Origin of the sequence: Pseudomonas arsenicoxydans, assembly GCF_006438915.1 — a bacterium.
GTDB classification, from domain to species: Bacteria; Pseudomonadota; Gammaproteobacteria; order Pseudomonadales; family Pseudomonadaceae; genus Aquipseudomonas; species Aquipseudomonas arsenicoxydans_A.
This window is the reverse complement of the sequence record NZ_RCZE01000002.1, coordinates 162,456-185,195: the sequence shown is the minus strand read 5'-3', so window position 1 is coordinate 185,195 and position 22,740 is coordinate 162,456. Positions and strand designations below refer to the sequence as shown.

At 58.8% G+C, this 22,740-nt stretch carries 22 protein-coding genes and 1 tRNA gene; 11 read left to right on the top strand and 12 right to left on the bottom strand.

Annotation, left to right across the window (positions count from 1 at the left end; genetic code table 11):
• Positions 1-16 precede the first annotated feature (16 nt).
• Positions 17-1,348, top strand: a complete 1,332-nt coding sequence (locus EAH78_RS04325) for an MFS transporter (protein ID WP_140666091.1) — start codon at positions 17-19, stop codon at positions 1,346-1,348.
• A gap of 157 nt (positions 1,349-1,505) precedes the next feature.
• Here the strand turns inward: EAH78_RS04325 and EAH78_RS04320 are convergent, their stop codons facing one another.
• Entirely contained in the window at positions 1,506-1,994 is a 489-nt protein-coding gene (locus EAH78_RS04320) for a DMT family transporter (RefSeq protein ID WP_140666089.1), read from the bottom strand.
• A 77-nt stretch (positions 1,995-2,071) separates the two neighbouring features.
• Here EAH78_RS04320 and EAH78_RS04315 point away from each other — a divergent pair, with 77 nt between their 5' ends.
• The 6 genes from EAH78_RS04315 to EAH78_RS04290 all read left to right on the top strand — a co-directional run bounded on the left by EAH78_RS04315 (position 2,072) and on the right by EAH78_RS04290 (position 6,635).
• Entirely contained in the window at positions 2,072-2,983 is a 912-nt protein-coding gene (locus EAH78_RS04315; RefSeq protein ID WP_140666087.1) for a LysR family transcriptional regulator, read from the top strand.
• Between the two features lie 308 nt (positions 2,984-3,291).
• Positions 3,292-3,708: a fosfomycin resistance glutathione transferase gene (fos, locus tag EAH78_RS04310; protein WP_140666085.1), complete on the top strand. Its 417-nt coding sequence runs from the start codon at positions 3,292-3,294 to the stop codon at positions 3,706-3,708.
• Between the two features lie 65 nt (positions 3,709-3,773).
• Positions 3,774-4,412, top strand: coding sequence for a LysE family translocator (locus tag EAH78_RS04305; RefSeq protein ID WP_140666083.1), 639 nt, complete (start codon positions 3,774-3,776; stop codon positions 4,410-4,412).
• Between the two features lie 18 nt (positions 4,413-4,430).
• The gene (locus EAH78_RS04300; RefSeq protein WP_140666081.1) at positions 4,431-5,780 is read left to right on the top strand and encodes a diguanylate cyclase domain-containing protein; all 1,350 of its coding nucleotides are present in this window, start codon (positions 4,431-4,433) and stop codon (positions 5,778-5,780) included.
• A gap of 117 nt (positions 5,781-5,897) precedes the next feature.
• A complete protein-coding gene (locus EAH78_RS04295; RefSeq protein ID WP_081744010.1) occupies positions 5,898-6,056 on the top strand; it encodes a KGG domain-containing protein in 159 nt (52 codons plus the stop codon).
• Positions 6,057-6,131: 75 nt separating this feature from the next.
• Positions 6,132-6,635: a DUF4142 domain-containing protein gene (locus EAH78_RS04290; RefSeq protein WP_140666079.1), complete on the top strand. Its 504-nt coding sequence runs from the start codon at positions 6,132-6,134 to the stop codon at positions 6,633-6,635.
• Between the two features lie 66 nt (positions 6,636-6,701).
• Here EAH78_RS04290 and EAH78_RS04285 read toward each other — a convergent pair whose 3' ends face one another.
• On the bottom strand, positions 6,702-7,112 hold the full coding sequence (locus tag EAH78_RS04285; RefSeq protein ID WP_140666077.1) for a low affinity iron permease family protein: 411 nt from the start codon (positions 7,110-7,112) through the stop codon (positions 6,702-6,704).
• Between the two features lie 237 nt (positions 7,113-7,349).
• Here EAH78_RS04285 and EAH78_RS04280 point away from each other — a divergent pair, with 237 nt between their 5' ends.
• Complete coding sequence (locus tag EAH78_RS04280) at positions 7,350-8,435, top strand: type I restriction endonuclease (RefSeq protein WP_140666075.1); 1,086 nt, start codon at positions 7,350-7,352, stop codon at positions 8,433-8,435.
• A gap of 165 nt (positions 8,436-8,600) precedes the next feature.
• On the opposite strand, the gene EAH78_RS04275 is transcribed toward EAH78_RS04280, so the two are convergent.
• Both EAH78_RS04275 and EAH78_RS04270 read right to left on the bottom strand, forming a co-directional pair.
• Positions 8,601-9,128 carry an AidA/PixA family protein gene (locus tag EAH78_RS04275; RefSeq protein ID WP_140666073.1) on the bottom strand — a complete coding sequence of 176 codons (528 nt, stop codon included), beginning with the start codon at positions 9,126-9,128 and terminating at the stop codon, positions 8,601-8,603.
• Between the two features lie 124 nt (positions 9,129-9,252).
• On the bottom strand, positions 9,253-9,756 hold the full coding sequence (locus EAH78_RS04270) for an inclusion body family protein (protein ID WP_140666071.1): 504 nt from the start codon (positions 9,754-9,756) through the stop codon (positions 9,253-9,255).
• A 350-nt stretch (positions 9,757-10,106) separates the two neighbouring features.
• Between EAH78_RS04270 and tam the strand changes: the two genes are divergently transcribed.
• Positions 10,107-10,877, top strand: a complete 771-nt coding sequence (gene tam, locus EAH78_RS04265; RefSeq protein WP_140666069.1) for a trans-aconitate 2-methyltransferase — start codon at positions 10,107-10,109, stop codon at positions 10,875-10,877.
• 140 nt (positions 10,878-11,017) lie between these two features.
• Here the strand turns inward: tam and EAH78_RS04260 are convergent, their stop codons facing one another.
• Entirely contained in the window at positions 11,018-11,746 is a 729-nt protein-coding gene (locus EAH78_RS04260; protein WP_140666067.1) for a class I SAM-dependent methyltransferase, read from the bottom strand.
• A 389-nt stretch (positions 11,747-12,135) separates the two neighbouring features.
• Between EAH78_RS04260 and EAH78_RS04255 the strand changes: the two genes are divergently transcribed.
• Positions 12,136-12,330 (top strand): hypothetical protein, encoded by a 195-nt coding sequence (locus EAH78_RS04255; RefSeq protein WP_140666065.1) that lies wholly within the window; start codon positions 12,136-12,138, stop codon positions 12,328-12,330.
• 127 nt (positions 12,331-12,457) lie between these two features.
• Complete coding sequence (locus EAH78_RS04250; protein WP_140666063.1) at positions 12,458-12,643, top strand: hypothetical protein; 186 nt, start codon at positions 12,458-12,460, stop codon at positions 12,641-12,643.
• 304 nt (positions 12,644-12,947) lie between these two features.
• On the opposite strand, the gene EAH78_RS04245 is transcribed toward EAH78_RS04250, so the two are convergent.
• The 7 genes from EAH78_RS04245 to uca form a co-directional block, all read right to left on the bottom strand.
• Positions 12,948-13,021: transfer RNA gene (locus EAH78_RS04245), tRNA-Gly, on the bottom strand.
• A gap of 182 nt (positions 13,022-13,203) precedes the next feature.
• Positions 13,204-14,088 carry an alpha/beta fold hydrolase gene (locus EAH78_RS04240; RefSeq protein ID WP_140666061.1) on the bottom strand — a complete coding sequence of 295 codons (885 nt, stop codon included), beginning with the start codon at positions 14,086-14,088 and terminating at the stop codon, positions 13,204-13,206.
• A 311-nt stretch (positions 14,089-14,399) separates the two neighbouring features.
• On the bottom strand, positions 14,400-15,092 hold the full coding sequence (locus EAH78_RS04235; protein ID WP_140666059.1) for a pseudouridine synthase: 693 nt from the start codon (positions 15,090-15,092) through the stop codon (positions 14,400-14,402).
• A gap of 57 nt (positions 15,093-15,149) precedes the next feature.
• Entirely contained in the window at positions 15,150-15,344 is a 195-nt protein-coding gene (locus EAH78_RS04230; protein ID WP_027925563.1) for a cysteine-rich CWC family protein, read from the bottom strand.
• Positions 15,345-15,347: 3 nt separating this feature from the next.
• A complete protein-coding gene (locus EAH78_RS04225) occupies positions 15,348-16,835 on the bottom strand; it encodes a sensor domain-containing diguanylate cyclase (protein WP_140666057.1) in 1,488 nt (495 codons plus the stop codon).
• A gap of 193 nt (positions 16,836-17,028) precedes the next feature.
• Entirely contained in the window at positions 17,029-18,807 is a 1,779-nt protein-coding gene (gene atzF, locus EAH78_RS04220) for an allophanate hydrolase (RefSeq protein ID WP_140666055.1), read from the bottom strand.
• Positions 18,808-18,832: 25 nt separating this feature from the next.
• A complete protein-coding gene (gene uca, locus EAH78_RS04215) occupies positions 18,833-22,471 on the bottom strand; it encodes an urea carboxylase (protein ID WP_140666053.1) in 3,639 nt (1,212 codons plus the stop codon).
• Between the last annotated feature and the right edge of the window lie 269 nt (positions 22,472-22,740).

The window sequence follows — 22,740 nt, the reverse complement described above, 5'->3', positions numbered from 1 at the left end:
CGCCTGGAGAACCACCATGAGCCTCAATGTATTGGAGGCGGGCGCGAGCCCGTCCGTTAGCCACGACGAAGAAAAAGCCCTGGTCAGCAAGGTCGCCTGGCGCGTGATGCCGCTGATCATGGTTTGCTACCTGTTCGCGTTTTTCGACCGTATCAACATCAGTTTCGCCAAGTTCCAGCTACAGACCGACCTGAGCCTGAGTGACACCGCCTACGGCCTCGGCGCCGGGCTGTTTGTGGTTGGCTACGTGCTGTTCGAAGTGCCGAGCAACATGATGCTGTACAAGGTCGGCGCGCGGCGCTGGATCGCCCGGATCATGATGTCCTGGGGGCTCGCCACTGCGGCCATGGTCTTCGTCAATAGCGAATGGCAGTTCTATGCGCTGCGCTTTGTGATCGGTGCGATGGAAGCCGGTTTTGCACCGGGCGTGTTGTATTACCTGACGCTGTGGTTTCCGCAGCACTTTCGCGGCCGGATCACCTCGATGCTGTTTCTGTCGTCGGCGTTTGCCGGTCTGGTCGGCGCGCCTTTCTCCGGGCTGGTGCTGCAACACCTCGACGGTTTCCTCGACATGCGCGGCTGGCACTGGTTGTTCCTGCTGGGCGGCGTGCCGTGCATCGGCCTCGGTTTGCTGGTGCTGACCTTGCTCAAGGACCGCATTGAAGACGCCCATTGGCTGACCGCTTCCGAGAAGACTCTGCTGGCTAGCCGCATTGCTATTCATGAACCGCACAAAAGTGGTGGCTCGTTGCTCGCGGCGCTGCGCATTCCGGGATTCCTGACACTGGGGCTGATCTACTTCCTGATTCAAGTGGCGTCCTACGGCTTGAATTTCTGGGCCCCGCAACTGATCCGCAGTGCCGGCACCGAAAGCCCGGTGATGATCGGTTTGCTCACCGCCATTCCTTACATTTGCGGCGCGATCAGCATGGTGGTGATCGGGCGCTTGTCCGACTCGACCGGTGAGCGGCGCAAGTTTGTCGCCGGCTTGGTGGCGGTGGGCGCGGTAGGGTTCTTCTGCGCCGGGATCTTCGCTGATCACACGACCTTCCTGATTGTTGCGCTGGGCTTGCTTGGCGCCGGGATCATCGCGTCGATCCCGAGCTTCTGGACCCTGCCGCCAAAACTCCTGGCCGGTGCCGGCGCAGGGGCGGCGGGCGGGATTGCGGTGATCAACACCCTGGGCCAGTTTGGCGGGATCGTCAGCCCGGTGATGGTGGGGCGGATCAAGGACCTGACCGGCAGTACCACACCGGCGCTGTATGTGATCGGTGTCTGCGCGCTGATCGCCGTTGCGCTGCTGATGTGGGGGTTGCCGCAGAAGCTGCGTACGCTCGACAAGTTCTAAAATCTGCGTCGTTGGATAGGCCGCTTTCGCGAGCAAGCCCGCTCCCACATTTGATCGAAGTCGTACACAAATACAGTGCACCCTGGAGATCAAATGTGGGAGCGGGCTTGCTCGCGAAGACGGAATGACATGCACTGAATATCTTCCATATGACACATCAATCCGCCGCCACTAAGCCCTTTGCGGGCAAAGCCCCAAACTGAATCAACGCCACCCCCGCCACCAACAACACCGCCCCCAACACCCGCGGCAAGGTCATGTGCCGCTCCACCAACCCAAACAACCCGAAGTGATCCAGCACCAGTGACGCCACCACTTGCCCCGCCAACGCCAGCGCAATAAACCCCGATGCCCCAAGCTTCGGTACCAGCATCAACGCCAACGCAACAAAACACACCCCAAACGCCCCACCGGCCCACATCCACAGGGGCGCCTTGCTGATAAACCCCATCGATGGCAACGGCAATCTCAGCGCCAACATAACCGGCAACAGCACCACAATACTCACCAGCAACGACGCCAGCGTCGCCCACAACGGATGCCCCAGACCGCGCGTGAGGTTGGCATTGATCGCGCTCTGAAAAGGCACCACCGCCCCTGCAATCACGGCCAGTAGCAATACCCCGGCCCAGTGCAATGTACTCATGATCAATCTCCAACAGGTTTTGCTGGACTCTAGAGTATTCGTCGCGCAGATTTAAATTCCAAATTGCTATCCAGAACATGCATCAGATGAATGATCTACGGCGCATCGACCTCAACCTGCTGGTGATCCTCGACGCCTTGCTTAGCGAGCAGCACGTGACTCGCGCCGCCGAGCGCCTGCACCTCAGTCAGCCCGCGGTCAGCCACGCCCTGGCTCGGTTGCGCGACATGCTCGGCGATCCATTGCTGGTGCGCGCGGGCGCGGGGCTGGTCGCCACGCCGCGAGCGCTGGAGTTAATGGCACCACTGGCCGAAGCGCTGGCCCAGGTGCAATCGCTGCTGGCACCAAACGCGTTCGATCCGGCCACCGCCAAGCGCACCTTTCGCCTGGCGATGTCGGACTACGGCGCCGCTATTGTCTTGCCAGGGCTGATTCGAACCTTGCGCCGGGAAGCGCCGGGGATCGACCTCCAAGTCTCCCACGCCAGCCGCGAAGGCATGCTCGATGGCGTGCTCAACGGTGACATCGACGTGGCGGCGGGAGTATTCCCGGAAATGCCGAACGACCTGCGCAGCACCCCGTTGTTCGAAGAGCACTACGCCTGCCTGATCGACCGCAACAGCCTGCCCGCCAACGGCACCCTCGACCTGCCAACCTACCTCGCCCGCCCGCATGTCCTGCTGGAAATGCGCGGCAGCGGCACCCCGGAAATCGAACGGGCCCTGACCGCGTTGCGAGAGCGCCGCCGAGTGGCCGTCAGCCTGCCGCACTGGAGCGTTGCGCCAGAGTTCATCAGTGGTACGGATTTGATTTTGACGGTGGCTTCGCGAGGTTTGCTCAACATCGATCAGCAGTCGCTGATCGTCGTCCCGCCACCGTTTCATATCCCGTCGTTTACGTTCGTGTTGGTGTGGCACAAACGGCGGGGAGGGGATCAGGCGTTGAATTGGTTGAATGGGCGGATTGAGGACGCAATAGCGCGCGGTTAATCGTGATGTTCCTGCACGCTGAGTATTGTGGTCGAGACGAGCAATACGATTTTGAGATTCCTTTATCAGCTGATATCAGTTACCCATTTGCCAACTACTGCTTTCAGTTCTTTTGGGCTAGCGAAATCACCATTGTCCGCTTCACTCAGGGCTCGCTGAATGTCGTCGATCATCAGGGCCTCGTGCGCCGAGTGCGCGCGGGCCGGTCCTGGCGATGGCGTTTCGCTAAGATTTTTTGGGTTTGGCCTTTTCCATTGGTGTTGCGCTCCAGATACTGACATTCAGAACATACCCGCGAGGTAACGAAATTGCTAACCGGCCTCAACCACCTCACCCTCGCCGTCACAGACCTGAATCGCAGCGTGGCGTTCTACCAAAAACGCCTGCAACTGCGCCTCGAAGCGACGTGGGACACCGGCGCCTACCTCTCGCTCCCCGGACTCTGGTTGTGCCTTTCCCTCGACCCTCTGCGCAAATCCGAACCCACCGCCGACTACACCCACTACGCCTTCAGCCTGGACGCAGCAGATTTCGCCACGTTCGTCGAGCGCCTGCGATCCGCCAACGTTCAGGAATGGCGCGACAACCGCAGCGAAGGCGCATCGTTCTATTTCCTCGACCCGGACGGCCACAAGCTTGAAGCCCATGTTGGCGATCTGGCGTCACGGCTGGCGGCCTGTCGGCAGCGGCCCTATGCCGGAATGAAGTTCTTCGACGATCAGTAAGTCCGCGCGCAAGGACCTGAGATAGACTGGCGCCCATTCACCAGACAGTTCAATAGGATTTCCTGATGACCCCATCGCTGCTAATGGCTGTTCTCGCCTCGGGCTTTATCTACGGCATCACGCCGGGACCGGGTGTGTTGGCGGTGTTCGGCATTGGTGCGGCGCGCGGTAGGCGGGCTGGGGCGGGGTTCTTGTGCGGGCATCTGCTGGGCGATGTGGTCTGGTGCAGCACCGCATTGATTGCGATTGTCGGCGCGCGGGAAATCGGCAGCACAGCCTTCGATGTCTTGGGCGTGTTCAGCGGGTTGTATTTGTTCTGGCTCGGTTTGCGTGCCGTGCGGGCGAAACGCAGCAGTGCCGAGGCACCTCAAGGCACGGCTCGCCAACCGTTCTGGCACGGCATTCTGTTCGGCCTGACCAATCCCAAGGCTTACCCGGTGGCGGTGGCTACGTTCACGGCGCTGCTGTCGAGCCGCGCGGAGTTGCTGCACTGGTCGATGCTGCCGTGGCTGATTGTCCTGAGCTTCGTTGGTGGCCTGATCGCCTACGCTATTCTCATCGGAATCGTCGGTGCGCGGCAGGTTCGCAACTTGTATCAGCGCCATGAACTGGCGATCACCCGTTTGTGCGGGGTCATGTTTATCGGTTTTGCCATTAATGCCCTGGCGCATGCGTTGCCGGGGCTGGTCACGAATAAGGCTTGAGGCCATAAGCAGGACACCATGGCATCCAGAAATTCCGCGCCGTTGGCGAGCTACATCGACCTGTTGCTGGACGCCGTTTGTGCGGTCGATAAACAAGGTCGCTTCGTTTTTGTCAGCGCGGCCTGTGAGCGCATTTTCGGCTACACCGTCGACGAACTGATCGGCCAGCCGATGATCGACATGGTGCATCCCGGCGACCGCCAGCGCACCCTCGACGCCGCGCGTGAAATCATGGGCGGCGAGCCCAAACTCAATTTCGAAAACCGCTACCTGCGCAAGGACGGTCAGGTGGTGCACATCCTCTGGTCGGCGCGCTGGTCGGAAGTCGATCAGTTGCGCATTGCCGTGGCCCGGGACATCACCGAACGCAAGCAGGCCGAGTCCCGGCAAGCGGCGTTGTATGCGATTTCCGAGGCGGCCCACGCGGCTGAAGATTTGCTGGCGCTGTTCAAACACATCCACTTGATCATCGGCGAATGGCTGCCCGCGCTGAATTTCTCCGTGGCGCTGTATGACGAACACTGCGCGCAGTTGAATTTTCCCTATCACGTCAACGACGACGAACTGCAACCCGAGCAGCCAGGCACCATCACCGGGCGCCTGTGTGCGGAAGTGATCCGCAGCGGTTTGCCAATTTTGCTGACCCCGGACCAGGGCCTTTCGCCCGCAGGCTTTGAAATGTTGGTCGAGGGCCCGAATTCACCCTGCTGGCTGGGCGTGCCCCTGAACTCGCAAAACGGCACCATTGGCGCGCTCATCGTCAAAAGCGTTCCAGGTGGCGAGCGCTACACCGAGCGGGACAAGGAGCTGTTGCAATACGTCTGCGCCCAGGTCGCGACCGCTATCGAGCGCAAGCAATTGCATGCCCGATTGCAGCGAATGGCGCAGTACGACCAGCTGACTCAACTGCCTAATCGCGAGCTGCTGCGTGATCGTCTCAAGGCCTCACTGGCGCTGGCTCGGGCCGATGGCGGGCGCATGGCGTTGCTGTACGTCGACCTCGACCGCTTCAAGGACGTCAACGACACCCACGGTCATGCGGTGGGCGACATGCTGTTGCAAGCGGTGGCCAATCGGATCAAGGGGTGCGTGCGTGAAACCGACACCGTGGCGCGTATCGGCGGGGACGAGTTTGTGGTGTTGTTGCACAGCATCCACGGCCTGGAAGACGCTGACAGCGTGGCGGAAAAAATCCTTCAGGTCCTGGCTCAGCCGCTGCGTCTGGACGGGCATAACCTGAACATCCACACCAGTATCGGCGTCGCTCATTACCCCGAGCATGGCACCGAAGAAAAGCAGTTGTTCAGGCATGCCGACGAGGCCATGTACGCTGCCAAACGCCAGCATCATCTACGACTCGAAATCTGAAATCTCGCCGCCGTTCGTCGCGGCGTTTTCAGGTTTTCTAAACCTTTTGGGGTTCGTTCATTCTGAATTTATGCGAGCTGTTGCTCGCCTGGATCATTTACCAAGAGGTAGAGAATCATGCCTAACTCAAGAAACTCGAACTCGGGAAACTTCGCCAACGATCGAACGAAGGCGTCTGAAGCCGGTCGCAAAGGTGGGAAAACCACCACAACGACTGTTGATAAAGACTCTACGAAACCCGAAATGGGCCGCAAAGGTCCTCAGAAGTCCAAGTAGTGATTGAAGGTGGTTTTGATCGAGAGGCGGGGGCGCAAGCTCCCGCTTGAATTTTTTCAGAAGGAGGGCGCGACCATGAGCCGGATGGCCACCCGAATACGTCATGCAGGTTTTGCCACGCTGCTGGGATTGTGCGCCAGCAGTGCCTTTGCCCAGTCCCCCGCCGAATTCATCAACGATGCCTCGGCCCAAGGCATGGCCGACATCGAAGCCAGTCGCCTGGCGCACCAGAAAACCGAATCCAAAGAGGTCAAGGACTACACCATCGTCGTCATCAACGACCGCACCACCGCCAACCAGCATCTGGCAAAAATTGCCAAACAACTGGATCTGCCGGTGGCCCCGCGCGAAGAGGTGGTCGACAAGGCAAAAGCCTTGATGCCGCAAGCGATGGACGGTGCAACCTTTGATCAGGCCTACGCCGCCAGTCAGGTGAAAACCACTCAGGAAGCCATCGAGCAACTTCAGCAAGAAGCGCAAACCACGGACATCCCGCAAATTAAAGCGTTCGCTGAAGAAACCCTGCCCAAACTGCAAAACCATCTGCAAATGGCCAGGGCGTTGCAGGCCGGTCTATAACCCGGTTTTTTACGACGTCTAAAGCAAACGGCGCGTGATTCACATCACGCGCCGTTTTGATTGTGTTCAGCACTTGTTCAAACCCTGTTTGCGCTGGCTCGTCGTCGCCAGCCCCGCCAGGTCATGCACATCTTTTTCGCCCATGGCCCGATAGTGCCTGCGCAGCGCCTCCAGTTGCTTGAGGTCCAGCAATTCCAGCCCCAGCATCGCGTTCTGCGCCTCTTTGTTCACCCGCAGCAACTCATCGATTTTCAAATGCAGGATGTCGGTGTCGCGGTTCTGCGTGTTCTGGATCAGGAACACCATCAGGAACGTGATGATCGTGGTTGAGGTATTGATGACCAGTTGCCAGGTGTCGTTGAAACCAAAAATCGGCCCGCTCAGGGCCCACAAAACTATAAGAGTCAGTGCGCCCATAAACGTCATGGGACTGCCGGCCCACAGGGCGAGTTTCTGCGAGATTTTTGCGAATTTCATTGCCGTGTTCCTTATTGGGATGCGCCTGAATGTGTGACAGCGCGGGCAGGATGAAAATTCTTTCGGGTTTTTCGTATTCATTGAAACCCGTATTGCACTGGCTTCGGATGTAAGAAAACTCTGTATTTCGCAAATCCTGATCGGAATCTTTCTTTGTGGTGGTTTGTGTCTAGTATCAAGGGCAGTCAATTTGCCAGCATGCAAGCACACGGATCGAAACCAGCTAAGAGGTCACTCATGGAATTCTTCGAAAAGTTAGCAAGTCTAGCCGCCAAAGTTCGTTTGCAGAGCGCTGCAATTCAGACGGAGGAAGCGACCAAAAACGCTTTTGTCATGCCCTTTATCAGCACAGTGCTGGGCTACGATGTCTTCGATCCGACTGAAGTGACTCCCGAATTCGTTTGCGATATCGGCACGAAAAAAGGAGAAAAAATTGATTACGCAATCATGAAGGGTGGAGAAGTTCAGATCCTTATCGAGTGCAAAAAAATAGGCGAGCCTCTCCACATCAATCACGCGTCTCAGTTGTTTCGTTATTTCCATGTCACCAGTGCTCGGATCTCCATCCTTACCAACGGTCAGGTCTATAAATTTTTCACTGACCTGGACGCGCCCAACAAGATGGATGAGAAGCCGTTCCTTGAACTCGACCTGCTGGACATCGATGAGTATTCCGTCCCGGAATTGGTAAAACTCACCAAATCAGCTTTCGATGTGGATTCGATCATCAGCGCCGCCGGTGAGTTGAAGTATGTCAGCCAAATCAAAAAGGTCATTGCGGCTCAAGTCAGCAAACCCGATGACGACTTCGTCAAAGTGTTCGCTTCGCGCGTCTACGACGGTGTAATTACTCAAAAGGTCCGCGAGCAGTTTCATGAACTGACTAGAAAAGCGGTCGTGCAATTTCTCAATGACCAAATCAACGAAAGGCTCAAGTCCGCAATGAGCGGCGCCATACAACCTGCGTTGGCCTCTTTGCCAGTTTCGTCCAGTGGGGCTGAGCAACCGGATGTGCGGGACGAGTCAGAGGACAAAGTCCTGACGACATTGGAAGAACTGGAGGGTTATCACATCGTTCGTGCCGTGGTCCGGTCTGTGGTCGATGCAAAGCGGATTGTTCAGCGCGACACTCAGAGTTACTTCGGTATTCTGCTCGACGACAACAACCGTAAACCAATCTGCCGGCTGCACTTCAATCGTTCACAGAAGTACATCGGCATTTTTGACGAAGAGAAGAATGAAACCCGACACGCGATAAATTCGATAGACGATATCTACGAGTATTCGGATCATTTGAAGAAGACAGTTGGGTATTACGCCTAGCATCGATTGCCGTAAACCAGAAAAGCTTGGCCCATACAGCCAATGCTGGTTAAGGATGATGCATATCTTGTGGCGAGGGAGCAAGCTCCCTCGCCACAGGTTTCTTATCGCTTGTGCTTTATCCGGCATAAGCCCATGCGGTCGGTTTTTTGTGGCTGTTGTTTGCTACTTCAGCTTCACGTCAACCGCCCAACTGAAGTAACCCAACGCCTCGCAGCTTGTACTGATCAGCATAAAGTTTAGCTCACACGCCTCCACCCCGGAGGATATTTGCGTGCATTCCCAATAATGATCGTCAGCCTGGTGGGTACCCGGCTCGGTCGGATTTTCCGGGTCTGGCGCAGGTACCGTCAGGTTGCTATGGACCACCAATCTGGGCGCTGACAGTACGCCGGCATCGCCCACGGACATCTCGTAAAACACCACGCTGTGTTCGGCGAGCAAGCTGACGGTTCTTCCACGGATATGGAACGCTGTCCCGTTATCTGCGTTCAACGTCATATTGCTGTCATTAATGTTACTTTTGTGTCCGCCAATGACAAGGATAAAACCGTCCTCAATCACCGTCGGCAGTTGCGGTTTGAGGCTGGGTTGCGGATAGCGTGAGAGTAGCGATTCGGCATCGACAATCAGCAATACATTGTTCGCGGTCCCGACGCTGGAGGACGGGGGTTTGATCGGTTCTGAAGTCATCATGGATTCCTTTCATGATGTTGGCACATGACGGCAGCCGCTTCGGTTCATGCAAGACATCCCGTTCCTGTCGAGGCGGCAACTGGTGTGGCAAGCCCCTTGTTGCCAAGGGGCCAGTCTCTCGTCAATTACGGATGGTAATAAACGGGTCCCACGAACAGCAGCCGACGATCTGGCAATCGCGGTTCACAATCAGGAAGTGGAAGTGATAGGTCACGCTGCCGGTAGAAAGTGTTTCCGAAGACCAGTAATGGTTATCGACTTTCTGGCAGCTTGGCACTGAAGGGTTGTTGGTGTTAGGGACGGCGACGCAAGCTGTGGCCTTGCGCGGCGTGGGTGTTGAGATCAAATCGTTGCCGACGTTGCCAATGAATTTGTAGAAAATTACGGCGGTTTCGAAGCTCTGCGACAGGCTGGTTTCACGCCAGCGAATCAAGTCGCCCACCTGGGCTTTCAAGTTGAGTTCGCCACCGGCCTGGCCATTGATCACGTTGTCATGGTTGGTGACCATGTACACATGATTGACGTCAATCAGCGTCGGCGAGGCAGGGTTTTTGCTGATGTTTGGGTAGTTTTTCAGGATGGTTTCGGTGTCGATTGAAACCAGTACATCCGTGACTCGAGACATAGTAAAGCTCCTTCTTCATAGTGAATGCCTGGCATCTTTCCAGGCACAACAACGCTTGCTTGCCTTGCGGTCGTTGCGCAAACACTACGGGCGGAACCCACCTGTCACGAACATGAGCTGGCCTTGCTCCTTGCGTGCAAACTAACGGGTTCGGGTTCCTTCCGACGGGCCGCGATTGGACTATAGATCCGAAATATTGGCTGTCAAAATTGATTGGCCTATGGCTCGACGAGCGGTCAACTCGTTGCGTTGGACAAAGGTCGGGATAGGGCCGCACACACGTGTCGAGGTATCGTATCGGACCGGTTGTCTGCTTCTGGCCCACAACAACGCACCGACAGGAGAACGCAATGAGTTGGTCCGCCAAACAATACGTCGCTTTTGAAGATGAACGCACCCGCCCGGCGCGGGACCTGCTCGCAGCCATCCCACCGGTGGACGCGCGGTCAGCCATCGACATCGGGTGCGGTCCCGGCAATTCGACCGAGTTGCTGGTCGAGCGCTTCAGCGGCGCTACGGTGCGTGGCGTCGACAGCTCGACCGACATGATCGAGGCCGCTCGCAAGCGCTTGCCAAACGTGCAGTTCGACACCGTTGATATCGGAACCTGGAACGATAGCGGCCCGTTCGACGTGATCTTCGCCAACGCCGTGTTGCAATGGCTGCCCGATCACGCGACGTTACTGCCGTCGCTGGCCGCCCGACTGACCGAGGGCGGCAGCCTGGCCATTCAAATGCCCGACAATCTCAACGAACCGTCCCATCGCCTGATGCGCGAAGTGGCGGCCGAAGGCCCACGGTCCAGTAAATTGGCGGACGCCGCCGGGCAACGTACAGAGATGGCCAGTGCCAGTGATTACTACTCAATGCTGCGGCCACACTGCGCGCGCGTCGATGTGTGGCGCACCACTTACCATCATCCGCTGGCAAGTGGCGCGTCGGGTGTGGTCGAGTGGTTCAAGGGCAGTGGTTTGCGGCCGTTTCTCGAACCGCTGGATGATGCGGAAAAGGCGCAATACTTAAAGCAATACCTCACCGCGATCGAGCAGGTTTATCCGACGTTGAGCGATGGTTCGGTGCTCTTGCCGTTTCCGCGGTTGTTTATTGTCGCGACTCGGTAAAAGGGTATAACAACCTGTGGCGAGGGAGCTTTCTCCCGATGGACTGCGCAGCAGTCCCCTTCTTTTTTGGTGAAGAGGGGGTGCTCCGCACCCCAGCGGGAGCAAGCTCCCTCGCCACAGGGTATCCATCGTTACGGCAATCAGTGCTCGACCGCTACCAGCAACATCATCGGCCGTTCCCGCTCTTCGGCCAGCGCCGGTTGCGCCGCCACCTCGGCGTCGCTCGGCCCCCATTCGTTGACATGCTGAATGCTGAAACCCGCGCCAATCAGCGTATTGAACAGCGTGCCAAGGGTTCGGTGCTGCTTGATCACGCCTTCTGCCAGCCAGTTCGTCACCCGCTCGCCTTCCCGTTGATAACTGTCCACCGGCCACCGCTTGCGGCCCTCGCCGTCGACCAGCCAACCCGGATTGCGCGGGGCCATGAAGATCGGATGTTCGATGGAAAACACAAAGCGCGAAGCAGGTTTAAGAGCCGCGTGAATCGAGGCGAACAACCCGGGCAGGTCCTTGATGTAATGCAGCGCCAGTGAGCTGTAGGCCAAATCGAAATTGGCTTTGGGTAAATCAAGTTGTTCCAGATCTGCCCATGAATACTGAATATTGCCCGCCGACGTGGTTTTGCGAGCCTGCTCCAGCATCTTCTCCGAGACGTCCAGACCGAGCACGCTGTCAGCACCTTGCTCACTGGCCCAACGGCTGAACCAGCCGTAACCGCAGCCGAGGTCCACAACCTTCAAGCCTTTCATCGGCGGCAGCATAGATTTGAGTGCCGGCCATTCCGGTGCTGCGTCGAGGCCGCCGATGGAACGGCCCATTTGGCTGTAGCCGTGGAAAAACTCCGGATCGTCGTAGATGTTTTGAGTCATGTCGGGTTGCTCTGTTGAGATCGTTCACGGGCGGCACTTAGGGCACGCCGATTGGTTTCCCTCGAAGCGTTGTGCGCGTGTTCGTTGATGGCCGCGCGGGGGGAGGGGGCGTTGGAGATGGTGAAAATGCGAGAGTATCCCGAAGAAACAAGGGTCAACAAGACGATCAACTGACCGAAAAACAGTTAACGCTCTTTCATGCGCAGCTCTCGGATTTTGCCTACAACCTAAGCGGGAATCACCCGCTATCCACTGGTGGGTAGATAGGAAATAGTGCTCCGCAGAATGGACCGCACGATGGGTGATGAGTGATTGACGTCCGACAGATTTTGCCGGCTTCGCAGAAAGCGACGCTCAGGTTGGCGGCTAAAAGCCGAGAAGGATGATCAATGCACCAGAACGACCGCGAAAATTTAGAACTCGATAAACTATTGGTCGAAACCCGAAAATTGTTGGCTGAGACTCGCAAGCTCGTAGCTGAAGAAACGAAGCTGAAACACGAAGCCCTCTGGTACCCATACGCAGTAGGGGCGGGGGTAGTGACCGCGATTGTCGCCATTGTGGGCTTCTGGATTAAAATCTGAGCACTGGTGCGCCACAACATGCCGATACTCAACATACATCGCTGGTACTTGAGCTTTGCAATCACACGGCTCACATTGTCAGGAACGGTTCACGGACTCAACACGGTCCGTGAGAGGAGAAAGAAACATGTCCACTCATCGTAGTAATCGAGCAAGCATCGAGCAATTGCATCGTGAGATGGAGGCTTTAGCTGAAGAGATGAGACGCCCGGCCCCGACCAAAATCCGCACTACGTTGTTGCCGTTCAGCATCGGTGCTGCATTCGCGCTGACCCTGTTTGTCGCCGTCGCTTTTGTCGCAAAGCATCTTTAATTCTCTGTCGGCTCGGATACCTTCTTTCGTACTATCGGAGGCGCTGAATCAAAGCTCATCGCTGTGCCCTCCCTGGCAACCTCCCACCCACTAGCGCTTGTCGGCTATCTACCGTCCACGACTGATCAGCGGTGTCGTATCCCTCACGGCTAAATTGATCGGCAGGCGTTGACTGGCAGTACCGGCCGAAGAGTCAGTGCTCCACACAAATCCCGCCCATAAAAAAACCGGCCACTCAGGACCGGTTTTTCTTTATATCTACAGCCCCCGTCAAAACAACCTCAACGTGAGACCAAAATTCGATTGGAGCGGGTGAAGGGAATCGAACCCTCGTTATCAGCTTGGGAAGCTGGAGTAATGCCATTATACGACACCCGCTCAGAGCGGCTGACTTTGTACCAGATGTGCGCGTGGAAATGAAGTTTTTCTTTGTGCTGGATAGCTTTAGCGTAGATGTAGCAAGGCACACACCGCAAAAACGGTCTATCGCGGGCAAGCCTCGCGCCTACAGGAATGCGTTCAACTACTGTAGGGCGATGCATGCTCGCGAGGACGCTGTTTCAGATTGCCAGTGCATGGTGATCCTGGACGTAGTGGTAACGCGTTCGGCTGGCGTGTGGTTCAGGTTTCAGGAACCCCAGCAGGGCATTGCGGCTGTCTCGGCAGGCGGCTTTGTGTTCCATGTCCAGAAAGTGACCGGTGGCTTCCAGTGTGGTAAAGGTGGCGTGTTGCACGTGGTTGGCGAACAATCGCGCGCCATCGGCGGCGGTGTATTCGTCCCATTCGCCGTTCATGAACAGTACCGGCACGTTGATTTTTTCCGCAGCCTTCAGGAAGCACTGGCGATCACTGTGCAGCAGGTCGCTGATGTGGAAGTGCATCTGCCCGTATTCGTGATCGGCCAGGCTGCTGACGTGCCGGTAGTTGAAGCGCTTGAACAGGGTCGGCAAATGTTTGCCAATGGTGCTGTTCACCAGGTTGCCGACCCGGTCGCCGTCGCGGCTGCCGAGGTAGTCGACGCCGCGCTCGAGGTAATCGAGCATATGCGCGTTGATCTCCGGGGAGAACGAGCTGATCACGGCTTTTTCGATCCGGCGTGGCCGGTGGGCGAGGGCGACCAGGGTTGCGGCGCCGCCCCAGGAAAACGACAGCACGTGTTCGGCGCCGAAGTGGTCGATCAGCTCCAGGAGGATCTGCCCTTCGATTTCCTTGGTCAGCGATTTCTCGTGCACGTTGTGGGCCTTGGACTTGCCCGCGTAGGGCTGGTCGTAGCAGACCACATTGAACTGCGGATGAAGGTTTTTCACGGTTTGTGCAAACGACGCAGTCGTGGCCATCGAGCCGTTGACCAAGATAATGGTCTTCTCTGCGGCGTCTGCGCGATAGAACTCCGTGTAAACCCGATACTGACCCTGTATATCCAGCACAGCGATTTCTGGCCTCATGTCATCAGACTCCTGGCAAGCGGGTATGCGCGCAAATGAGATTGCACGAGCTTTGTGACAGGTAGGCATTCGCCTGGAATTTGGAGGCCCATGTCGATCCGTACAGCAGGTCGACGGGTATTATTATTGGCGGGCAGTCTGCCGGTCTGAGGCGGAACCTTGGGGTTCTCTAACCGACAAAAAGTTTCTTAGAAGTATGTTGTGACTCGTCAGTCACATTTCGGCTGACGACCTGATTCAAGCAGGGGCGGCGTCATCGCGCAAGTGTCATTGGTGAATTGTTCGACAACTTCTGCTGAGCGGTCGCCTGCTTAGAACAATTGAATCTCTTCGGTGCGCAATGCGCGGTACTCGCCCGGTTTTAGCGCGTTATCCAGCTGCAACGGGCCCATGCGTTCGCGGTGCAGGCGCAGGACCTTGTTGTCGAAATGGCCGAACATGCGCTTCACCTGGTGGTACCGGCCTTCGACAATGCTCAGCCGCGCCGATTTCGGCCCCAGCAGCACCAGCTCGGCGGGTTGGGTGGTGAGGTCTTCAAAGGCGAAGTACAGACCTTCAGTAAACTTCAACGCGTATTCCGGGCCGATGTCCTGCTCGGTCTCGACGTAGTAGACCTTGGGCAGTTTGGTTTGCGGTTGGGTCAGGCGTCGCGACCAGCTGCCGTCATTGGTGATCAGCATCAGACCGGTGGTGTTGAAGTCGAGGCGACCGGCGATGTGCAACTCGTCCTTGTCCGGCTCGTGGATCAGATCGAGGACCGTCGGGTGCTCGGGGTCGCGGGTGGCGCTGACGCAGCCAGGTGGCTTGTGCAGCATGAAGTAGCGCGCGGGTTTGCCGACTTGCAGGACCTCGTCATCGACTTCGACGCGGCTGAACTCGAGCACCTCGGCGTGCGGGTCGCTGACGATGTTGCCGTCGATCCGCACGCGTTTTTCCACCAGCAACAGGCGCACCTGCTTACGGTTGAAGCGCGGCAGGTTACTGAGGAAACGGTCAACGCGCATGGCAAGGGTTCGGTGGGAAAAGGGCCGCGTATCTTACGTGATCGGCTGGGCGCTTGCTTACAGCTGCGCCTCGACCTGCGCGCAGCGTGGGCACAGGCAGGATTTGTCGCGCAGTTCCGGTGGCAGCGCTTCGAGCACGGCCGGGTCGATGCTGACGCCGTAGCACCAACAGGCGCGATCAGCGGTTTTCGGATCGGCCAGGGTGCAGTCGTTGGACGCACCGCAGGCCGGGCAGAAATCAGGCTTGTTCATGGATTATTCATAGCTGGAGTGAGACTTTTCCACGCAGGTGCGGTTACGGCCGGATTGCTTGGCCCGGTACATCGCATGATCGGCGCGAGAGAGCAGGGTGTGCAAGGTGTCATCCGGTTGCAAGGTGGTCAAGCCGATACTGACGGTCAGCTGCAAGGCCTGATCGTTGTAGGCATAACGCTGTGTTTGCACATGCTGGCGAATTTTCTCGGCGACTTTCAGACCGGTCTCACCGTCGGTGTCCTTAAGCAATACGATGAACTCTTCACCGCCCCAGCGGCAGACGATGTCGGCGTGCCGCAGGCAACTCTGCAGATCCCGGGCGAAGCCGATCAGCACCTGATCGCCGGCCAGATGGCCGTAGGTGTCGTTCAACACCTTGAAGTGGTCCAGATCCAGCAGCAACGCGGTCAGCGGTTTCGGCTCGCGCTGGGCTTCGTGCATGGCTTGCGCGGCCAGCAGGTCGAAGCCGCGACGGTTCGGTAATTCGGTCAGGGTGTCGAGAGTGGCCTGGGCCTGGATCTTGTCCTGATATCGCTTGATCACCCGGTTCAGCAGGGCCAGCACAATCAGCGTGACGAGCAGGCAGATCAGCAGGTTGAGGTACAGCGACTGACGGATTTCACTGAGCGCACCGTCTTCGCGCTTGTCGACGAACAGGTACCAGTTCAGCTCCGGAATGAACCGCACGTTGAGGAAATGGCCCTGGCCCTGCACGGAATATTCGTAGCTGCCGCTGTGGGGTTTGGGCAGTTGGCTGACCAGGGTTTTCATGCTGTCGAGCTCAGCGAGGCTCTGCCCGATCTTCGCGCCTTGCGGGCCGCCCTCGGCGCCAGTGAGCACCAGGCGCCCGAAGTTGTCGACGAAATACACACTGCGCTGATAGCGCTGCTGATACTTGTCGATCAGCTTGATCACCGCATCGACTGTCAGGCCGACGCCCGCGGCGCCGATGAAACGGTCGTTGTAGTCGTAGACTTTGTAGTTGATGAAGAAGGTCAGGTTGTCCTTGTTGGCCATGTCCGGGTCGACATTGATTTCGTACGGTTCGGCCATGTCCCGCACGCGGAAATACCAGGTGTCCCGGGGCTCAGTGGCCTTGATCTGTTTGAGCACGCCTTTGGCGTGGTAGTAGGTCAGGGTGCTGTTGGAGACGAAAAACGCGGTGTAGGCGCCGTAGTGGGTCATGACCTCGTTAAGGTAACGGGTCATTTTTTCCGGGTCGTGCTCGCCGTTGACCACCCAGTCCCGCATGAAGGTGTCGCGGGACATCATCGAGGAAATCAGGATTGGCCTGACCAGGTCTTTCTGGATTTCCGAGTAGACCGTGTCCGAAGTCAGCGGCAATTCGGTGTTGACGATGTTGTCGCGAATCGACGCTCGCGAGGCGTAGTAACTGAGGAAGGACGTGGCGAGGAAGCCTGCGCCCAGTAGCGCAATCAGTGTGAGGACCAACGAACGTTGCGAATACAGCGGCGAGCGAAGCGGCATGACGATTCCGTTGGCAGTGACCCGATGGCAGGCATTCTAATGGCACTGCCGGGAAATAACTGCTCTATGCGAATGATCGTTCCCACGCTCTGCGTGGGAACGCATCCTGTGACGCTCTGCGTCACGACCGCAAAGGGACGCGGAGCGTCCCGGGCGGCATTCCCACGCAGAGCGTGGGAACGATCTCACGATCTCAGGCAAGGGATTGCAGGTAGGCGCGCCAGCCGCCTAGATGGCTGATATCCACCGCGCCTTCCAATCCATATGCCTCGCAGATAAACCCGCTCTCCCAACGTCCGTCGGCTAGTTGCACTTTGCCCAATCCGAGCGGTGCCGGGATGCCGGTTAAAAACGAACCCAACTCGCTGCTCGGCAGTTCCCAAACCTCCACCGCAATCGCCACGCCGCCATCCTTCACCCGGACCATCCCCGGACGAAACGGCGGGCCGCCGGCCAAGGCATGCAGTTGATAGTCCGGCGAACTGAACGTCGTCTCGACCAACCGGGCCCCGCGGCGTTTCAATTGCCAGTTCAGCGCCAAACCGTCCAGATGCGCGCCACACACCACCAACCGCGCCCGGTCATTACGCGCCACCGTTGTTGACGCCGCAGTGGTCAGGCCTTGCTGGCGCTGGAAAGCATCCGCCACGCTTAGCAAATATTGATCGGTAAACGCCCGGCCAAACAATGTCACGCCCCATGGCAGGCCATTGCCCATAAAGCTGCTGGGCACGGCGACGGCGGCGTAGTCGAGCAGGTTCATGAAGTTGGTGTAGTAACCCAGTTCCGAATTGCGCAGCACCGGTTCGGCGTCCAGTTGCGCCAGTGTCACCGGGCGGCCGATGGTCGGCGTGAGCACACAATCGAGTGCTTCGAGCGCCTTGTCGCACAGCGCTTTCAAGGCTTGCAGTCGATACTGCGCGCGAAAGGTTTGCACACCTGTCACCGCCGGCGCCTTGGCCAGCACTGCACGAATCACCGGCAGCACCGCTTGTGGATTTTGCTCCATCAGTTCCCCGGCGACGCTGTAGCGCTCGGCCACCCACGGTCCTTCGTAGAGCAAACGGGCCGCTTCGAGAAACGGCGACATGTCCAGTTCGACCGCTTCACCGCCCAACGCCTTGAGCCGGTCGATGGCATTTCCAAACAACAGCGGGCCTTCGGCGCAGCCGAAGAATTCCAGGTCCTGCGCGCGCGGCACACCGAAGCGGAAAGGGCGCGGCGTACCGAATGCCGCACCGTCATTCCACTGCGGGTTGCTGCGGCTGTATTCATCTCGCGGGTCGAGGTGGGCGGTGAGCGCGAGCAACTGGCTGGCCTCGCGAGCGGTCGCGGTGAAGGTCGTGACGCAATCGAGCGTGCGACAGGCCGGCACCACACCCGCCGTGGAGATCAAGCCTTTGGTGGCTTTCAATCCCACCAGATTGTTCAAACCAGCCGGTACGCGCCCCGATCCCGCCGTGTCGGTGCCCAACGAAAAACTCGCCACGCCGAGCGCTACCGCCAGCGAAGAACCGGCGCTGGAACCGCCCGACGGATACTCCGGCAACATACTGTTCGGGCACGCGCCATACGGTGAGCGGCTGCCGTTGAGGCCTGTGGCGAATTGATCAAGGTTAGTCTTGCCCAACGGAATCGCCCCCAGCGCCAGTAACTGCTCGACGATGGTCGCCGATTGCTCCGGCACATAGGCAAAGTCGGGGCACGCCGCGGTGGTCGGAATGCCGGCCAGGTCGATGTTGTCCTTGATCGCAAACGGCACGCCGTACAGCGGCAGGCTGTCGATGTCGCGGCCGTCGAGGGCGGCGAGGTACGGTTCCAGTTCTTCGACACTGAGCAAGTGGATGAACAGGTGATAGTCCGGGTTAAGGGCCGCGGCTTTGTCGCGCAGACTCAGCAGCAATTGACGGGGCGTGATGTTGCCGAGGCGATAAGCACTGCGCAGGGCGTCGAGTTGCAGATTGATGTTCATGGCGTTAATCCTTTTCGAAATGGGTTCAGTCGCGTTCAAGCACCACGACGCGCTGTCCGGCGCGCACGGCGGAACCGGGCTGCACACGAATCTCACGCACCACGCCAGCGGTCGGCGCGAGCAGCGGAATTTCCATCTTCATCGACTCCAGAATCACCAGTACATCACCGGCTTCCACGCGACTGCCGGTCTCCACCTGAACCTGCCAGAGGTTGCCGGCAATGTGGCTGTCGACGCTTATTTCACCGCTGGCGAGGGCGGCATCTTCGGTCGCTTCCGGGACCAGTTCTTCGCTGTCGAAATGCGCCTGGCCGCTGGCAATCCAGCGTTCGCGTTCAGCGTTGAATGCACCTTGCTGCTGATCGCGAAACGCAGCGATGGTCTCGGCTTCTTTCGCCAGGAATGCCTGGTAATCCGCCAGGTTCAACTGGCTGTGTTCGATGTTCAGCTCGAAACGCCCGAGCGGGAAGTCCTTGCGGATGCGCAGCAGTTCATCGGCGCTCACCGGGTAGAAACGGATCTGGTCGAAGAAGCGCAGCAACCACGGTTTGCCATCGAACGCAGCGACTTCGCGGTAGCGGTTCCACATCTGCAGCGTGCGCCCGACAAACTGATAACCGCCGGGGCCTTCCATGCCGTAGACGCACATGTAGGCGCCGCCGATGCCCACCGAGTTTTCGGCGGTCCAGGTGCGGGCCGGGTTGTATTTGGTGGTCACAAGGCGATGGCGCGGATCGAGTGGAGTGGCGACGGGAGCACCGAGGTAGACGTCGCCCAGGCCCATCACCAGGTAGCTGGCGTCGAACACCGTGCGCTGCACTTCGTCGAGGTTGGGCAGGTCGTTGATGCGGCGGATGAACTCCAGATTGCTGGGGCACCACGGCGCGTCCTTGCGCACGGTGGTCATGTATTTCTCGATGGCGAGCTGGCAGGCCGGATCATTCCAGGACAGCGGTAAATGCACGATGCGCGAGGGCACTTGCAGGTCCTTGGCGGCGCACACGGCATCCCACTCACCGGCGACGATACCGAGCAGGTCGGCCAGCGGCAGTTGCTCGGGTTGGTAGTGCACTTGCAGCGAACGGATGCCGGGGGTGAGGTCGATCACGCCGTGCAGGTGTTTGCTTTCCAGGGCTTGCATGAGGGCGTGGGCGCGGAAGCGCAGGACGAGGTCCAGTTCCGGCGCGCCGATTTCGAGCAGCAGGTGAGTGTCCCCGGAAAGGCGTGCAACCAGCCGCGTATCGCCCTGACCCAAATCCAACACCACGGGCGACACAACCCCCGGTGGGAGCGGGCTTGCTCGCGAAGAGGGCGTGTCAGTCGAAATAGATGTGTCTGATACACCGCTTTCGCGAGCAAGCCCGCTCCCACATTGACTCCATTTCAAGGCGAGGGTGCGGGCGGTCTGAATATCGACGGGGAGGAACTGCACTTTGTCCCCTGCCTTGAGCTGCCCAAGCTGCCAAAGGTCCGCCTCGATCACCGTCACCGGGCACACAAACCCGCCAAGACTCGGACCGTCCGGCCCCAGAATTACCGGCATATCCCCGGTAAAATCCACCGCACCAATGGCATACGGATTGTCATGAATGTTCGACGGATGCAGCCCCGCTTCACCGCCGTCGGCACGCACCCACTCCGGCTTCGGCCCGATCAGGCGCACGCCGGTTCGGCTGGAGTTGAAATGCACTTCCCACTGGGTCGCGAAGAACGTGCCGATGTAGTTTTCGGTGAAGTATTCGGGGGCGCCATGCGGGCCGTAGATCACGCGAATTTTTCGTACGGCGGGCAACTCGGCGATTTCAGACAGTTCGGCACCGACACTACGGTCACTCAACCCCGGCACATGCAACACATCACCCGCCCGCAACGCACGACCGCCATGCCCACCAAACTGACCGAGGGTGAAGGTGCTTTTACTCCCCAGATAATCCGGAACCTGCAAGCCACCGCGCACGCACAGATAGCTGCGCGCACCCGCACCGGACATCGTACCGAGGCTCAACGTGGCGCCGGCCGGAATCAACAGCGTGGTGTTCATCGCGACGCTTTCACCGTTCAGCGTCAGCGGAATTACCGCCCCCGTCACCGCTATCACCGCATCACAATTGAAGCGCAGCAACGGCCCGCTCATGGTGATTTCCAGCGCGGCGGCACCTTCTTCATTGCCCAGTAAAAGATTGCCCAGACGCAACGCGCGACTGTCCATCGGCCCCGACGGCGGCACGCCTACGGCCCAATAACCGAGGCGGCCTGGATGGTCCTGAACGCTGGTCTGCGTCCCGGCGCTGAGCACTTCAAAGGTGTTGGCCTGATACACCAGACCTTCCAGGCAACGCGTCCACGGCTGGCCGCTGGCGAAAGGCGCATCCAGCAAAATCTGCCGCAGGTAATCGCGGTTGGTTTCCACGCCATAGAGCAGGCTGTCACCCAATGCCTGATGCAGATCGGCGCGTGCTTCTTCGCGGGTTGGTGCCCAACTGATGACCTTGGCGATCATCGGATCGAAGTACGGCGGGATCTCGCAACCGGCCTCGACCCAGGTGTCGATGCGCAGCTGGATGCCGTTGGCGACCGGGAAATTCACGGCGGTGAGCAAGCCGGGGCTTGGCTGGAAATCACGACCCGGATCCTCGGCATACAACCGCGCTTGAATCGCATGCCCCTCGGCTTTCAGCCCTTGGCTCAACTCACGCAGCGACGGCAAATCACCCGCCGCGAGTTCGACCATCCAGCGCACTAGATCGACGCCCCAGACTTGTTCGGTAACGCCGTGTTCGACCTGCAAACGGGTGTTCACTTCAAGGAAGTAGAAGCGCTGGTCTTCGCTGTCGAAGACAAATTCCACGGTGCCGGCGCTGCGGTAGCTCACCGCTTTAGCCAGTTTGATCGCCGCTGCGCACAGGTCGTCGGCCATGCCTTCGGGCAGGTTCGGCGCCGGGGTTTCTTCGAGGACTTTCTGGTTGCGGCGCTGTACCGAGCAGTCGCGCACGCCGAGGGCAATCACCTCGCCGCGACCATCGCCGAACACCTGGACTTCCAGGTGCCGCGCACGCTGGATGTACTTTTCGATGAACACGCCGGCATCGCTGAAGTTGTTCTGGCCGAGGCGTTTCACGGCTTCAAAGGATTCGCTCAGTTCAGCCGCGCTGCGGCACACGCGCATGCCGATCCCGCCACCGCCGGCCGTGCTTTTGAGCATCACCGGGTAGCCGACCTGTTCGCCGGCGATCAGGGCGGCGTCGAGGCTGTCGAGCAGTTCGGTGCCTTCGAGCATCGGTACGCCGTGTTGCTTGGCCAAGGCGCGGGCGGTGTGCTTGAGGCCGAACACGCGCAGCTGTTCCGGAGTCGGGCCGATGAAGGCGATGTTGGCGGCTTCGCAGGCTTCGGCGAACGCGGCGTTTTCCGAGAGGAAACCGTAGCCGGGATGAATCGCCGTGGCCCCGGTGGCTTTGGCGATGGCGAGGATCTTGTCGACCGCCAGATAGGTGCCGGCGGCCGCGCCTTCTCCGAGGCTGTGGGCCTCGTCGGCTTGCAGGAGATGCAGGCTGGCGGCATCGGCTTCGGAATACACGGCGACGCCTTTGACCTGCAAATCACGCAGGGTGCGCAGGATGCGGCAGGCAATGGCGCCACGGTTGGCAATCAGGACTTTTTCGAACATGGCATAACCCCCGGAGGCGATTGCGCATCAGCCTCGACCTGGGATGCGGGCCGTCCCGCAGTTTTTCTTGATGCACCAGGGCCGTCCCCGGTGAAAAAACAGTTCATTCCAAACACCACTGATCAAATGTGGGAGCGGGCTTGCTCGCGAAGGGGTCGTCACATCCAGCATTGATGTCGACTGACACTCCGCTTTCGCGAGCAAGCCCGCCTCCCACATTTGAGTTGCGGTGTTTTTACTTTTTCAGGCACTGGCCGGATCGGGCCTGG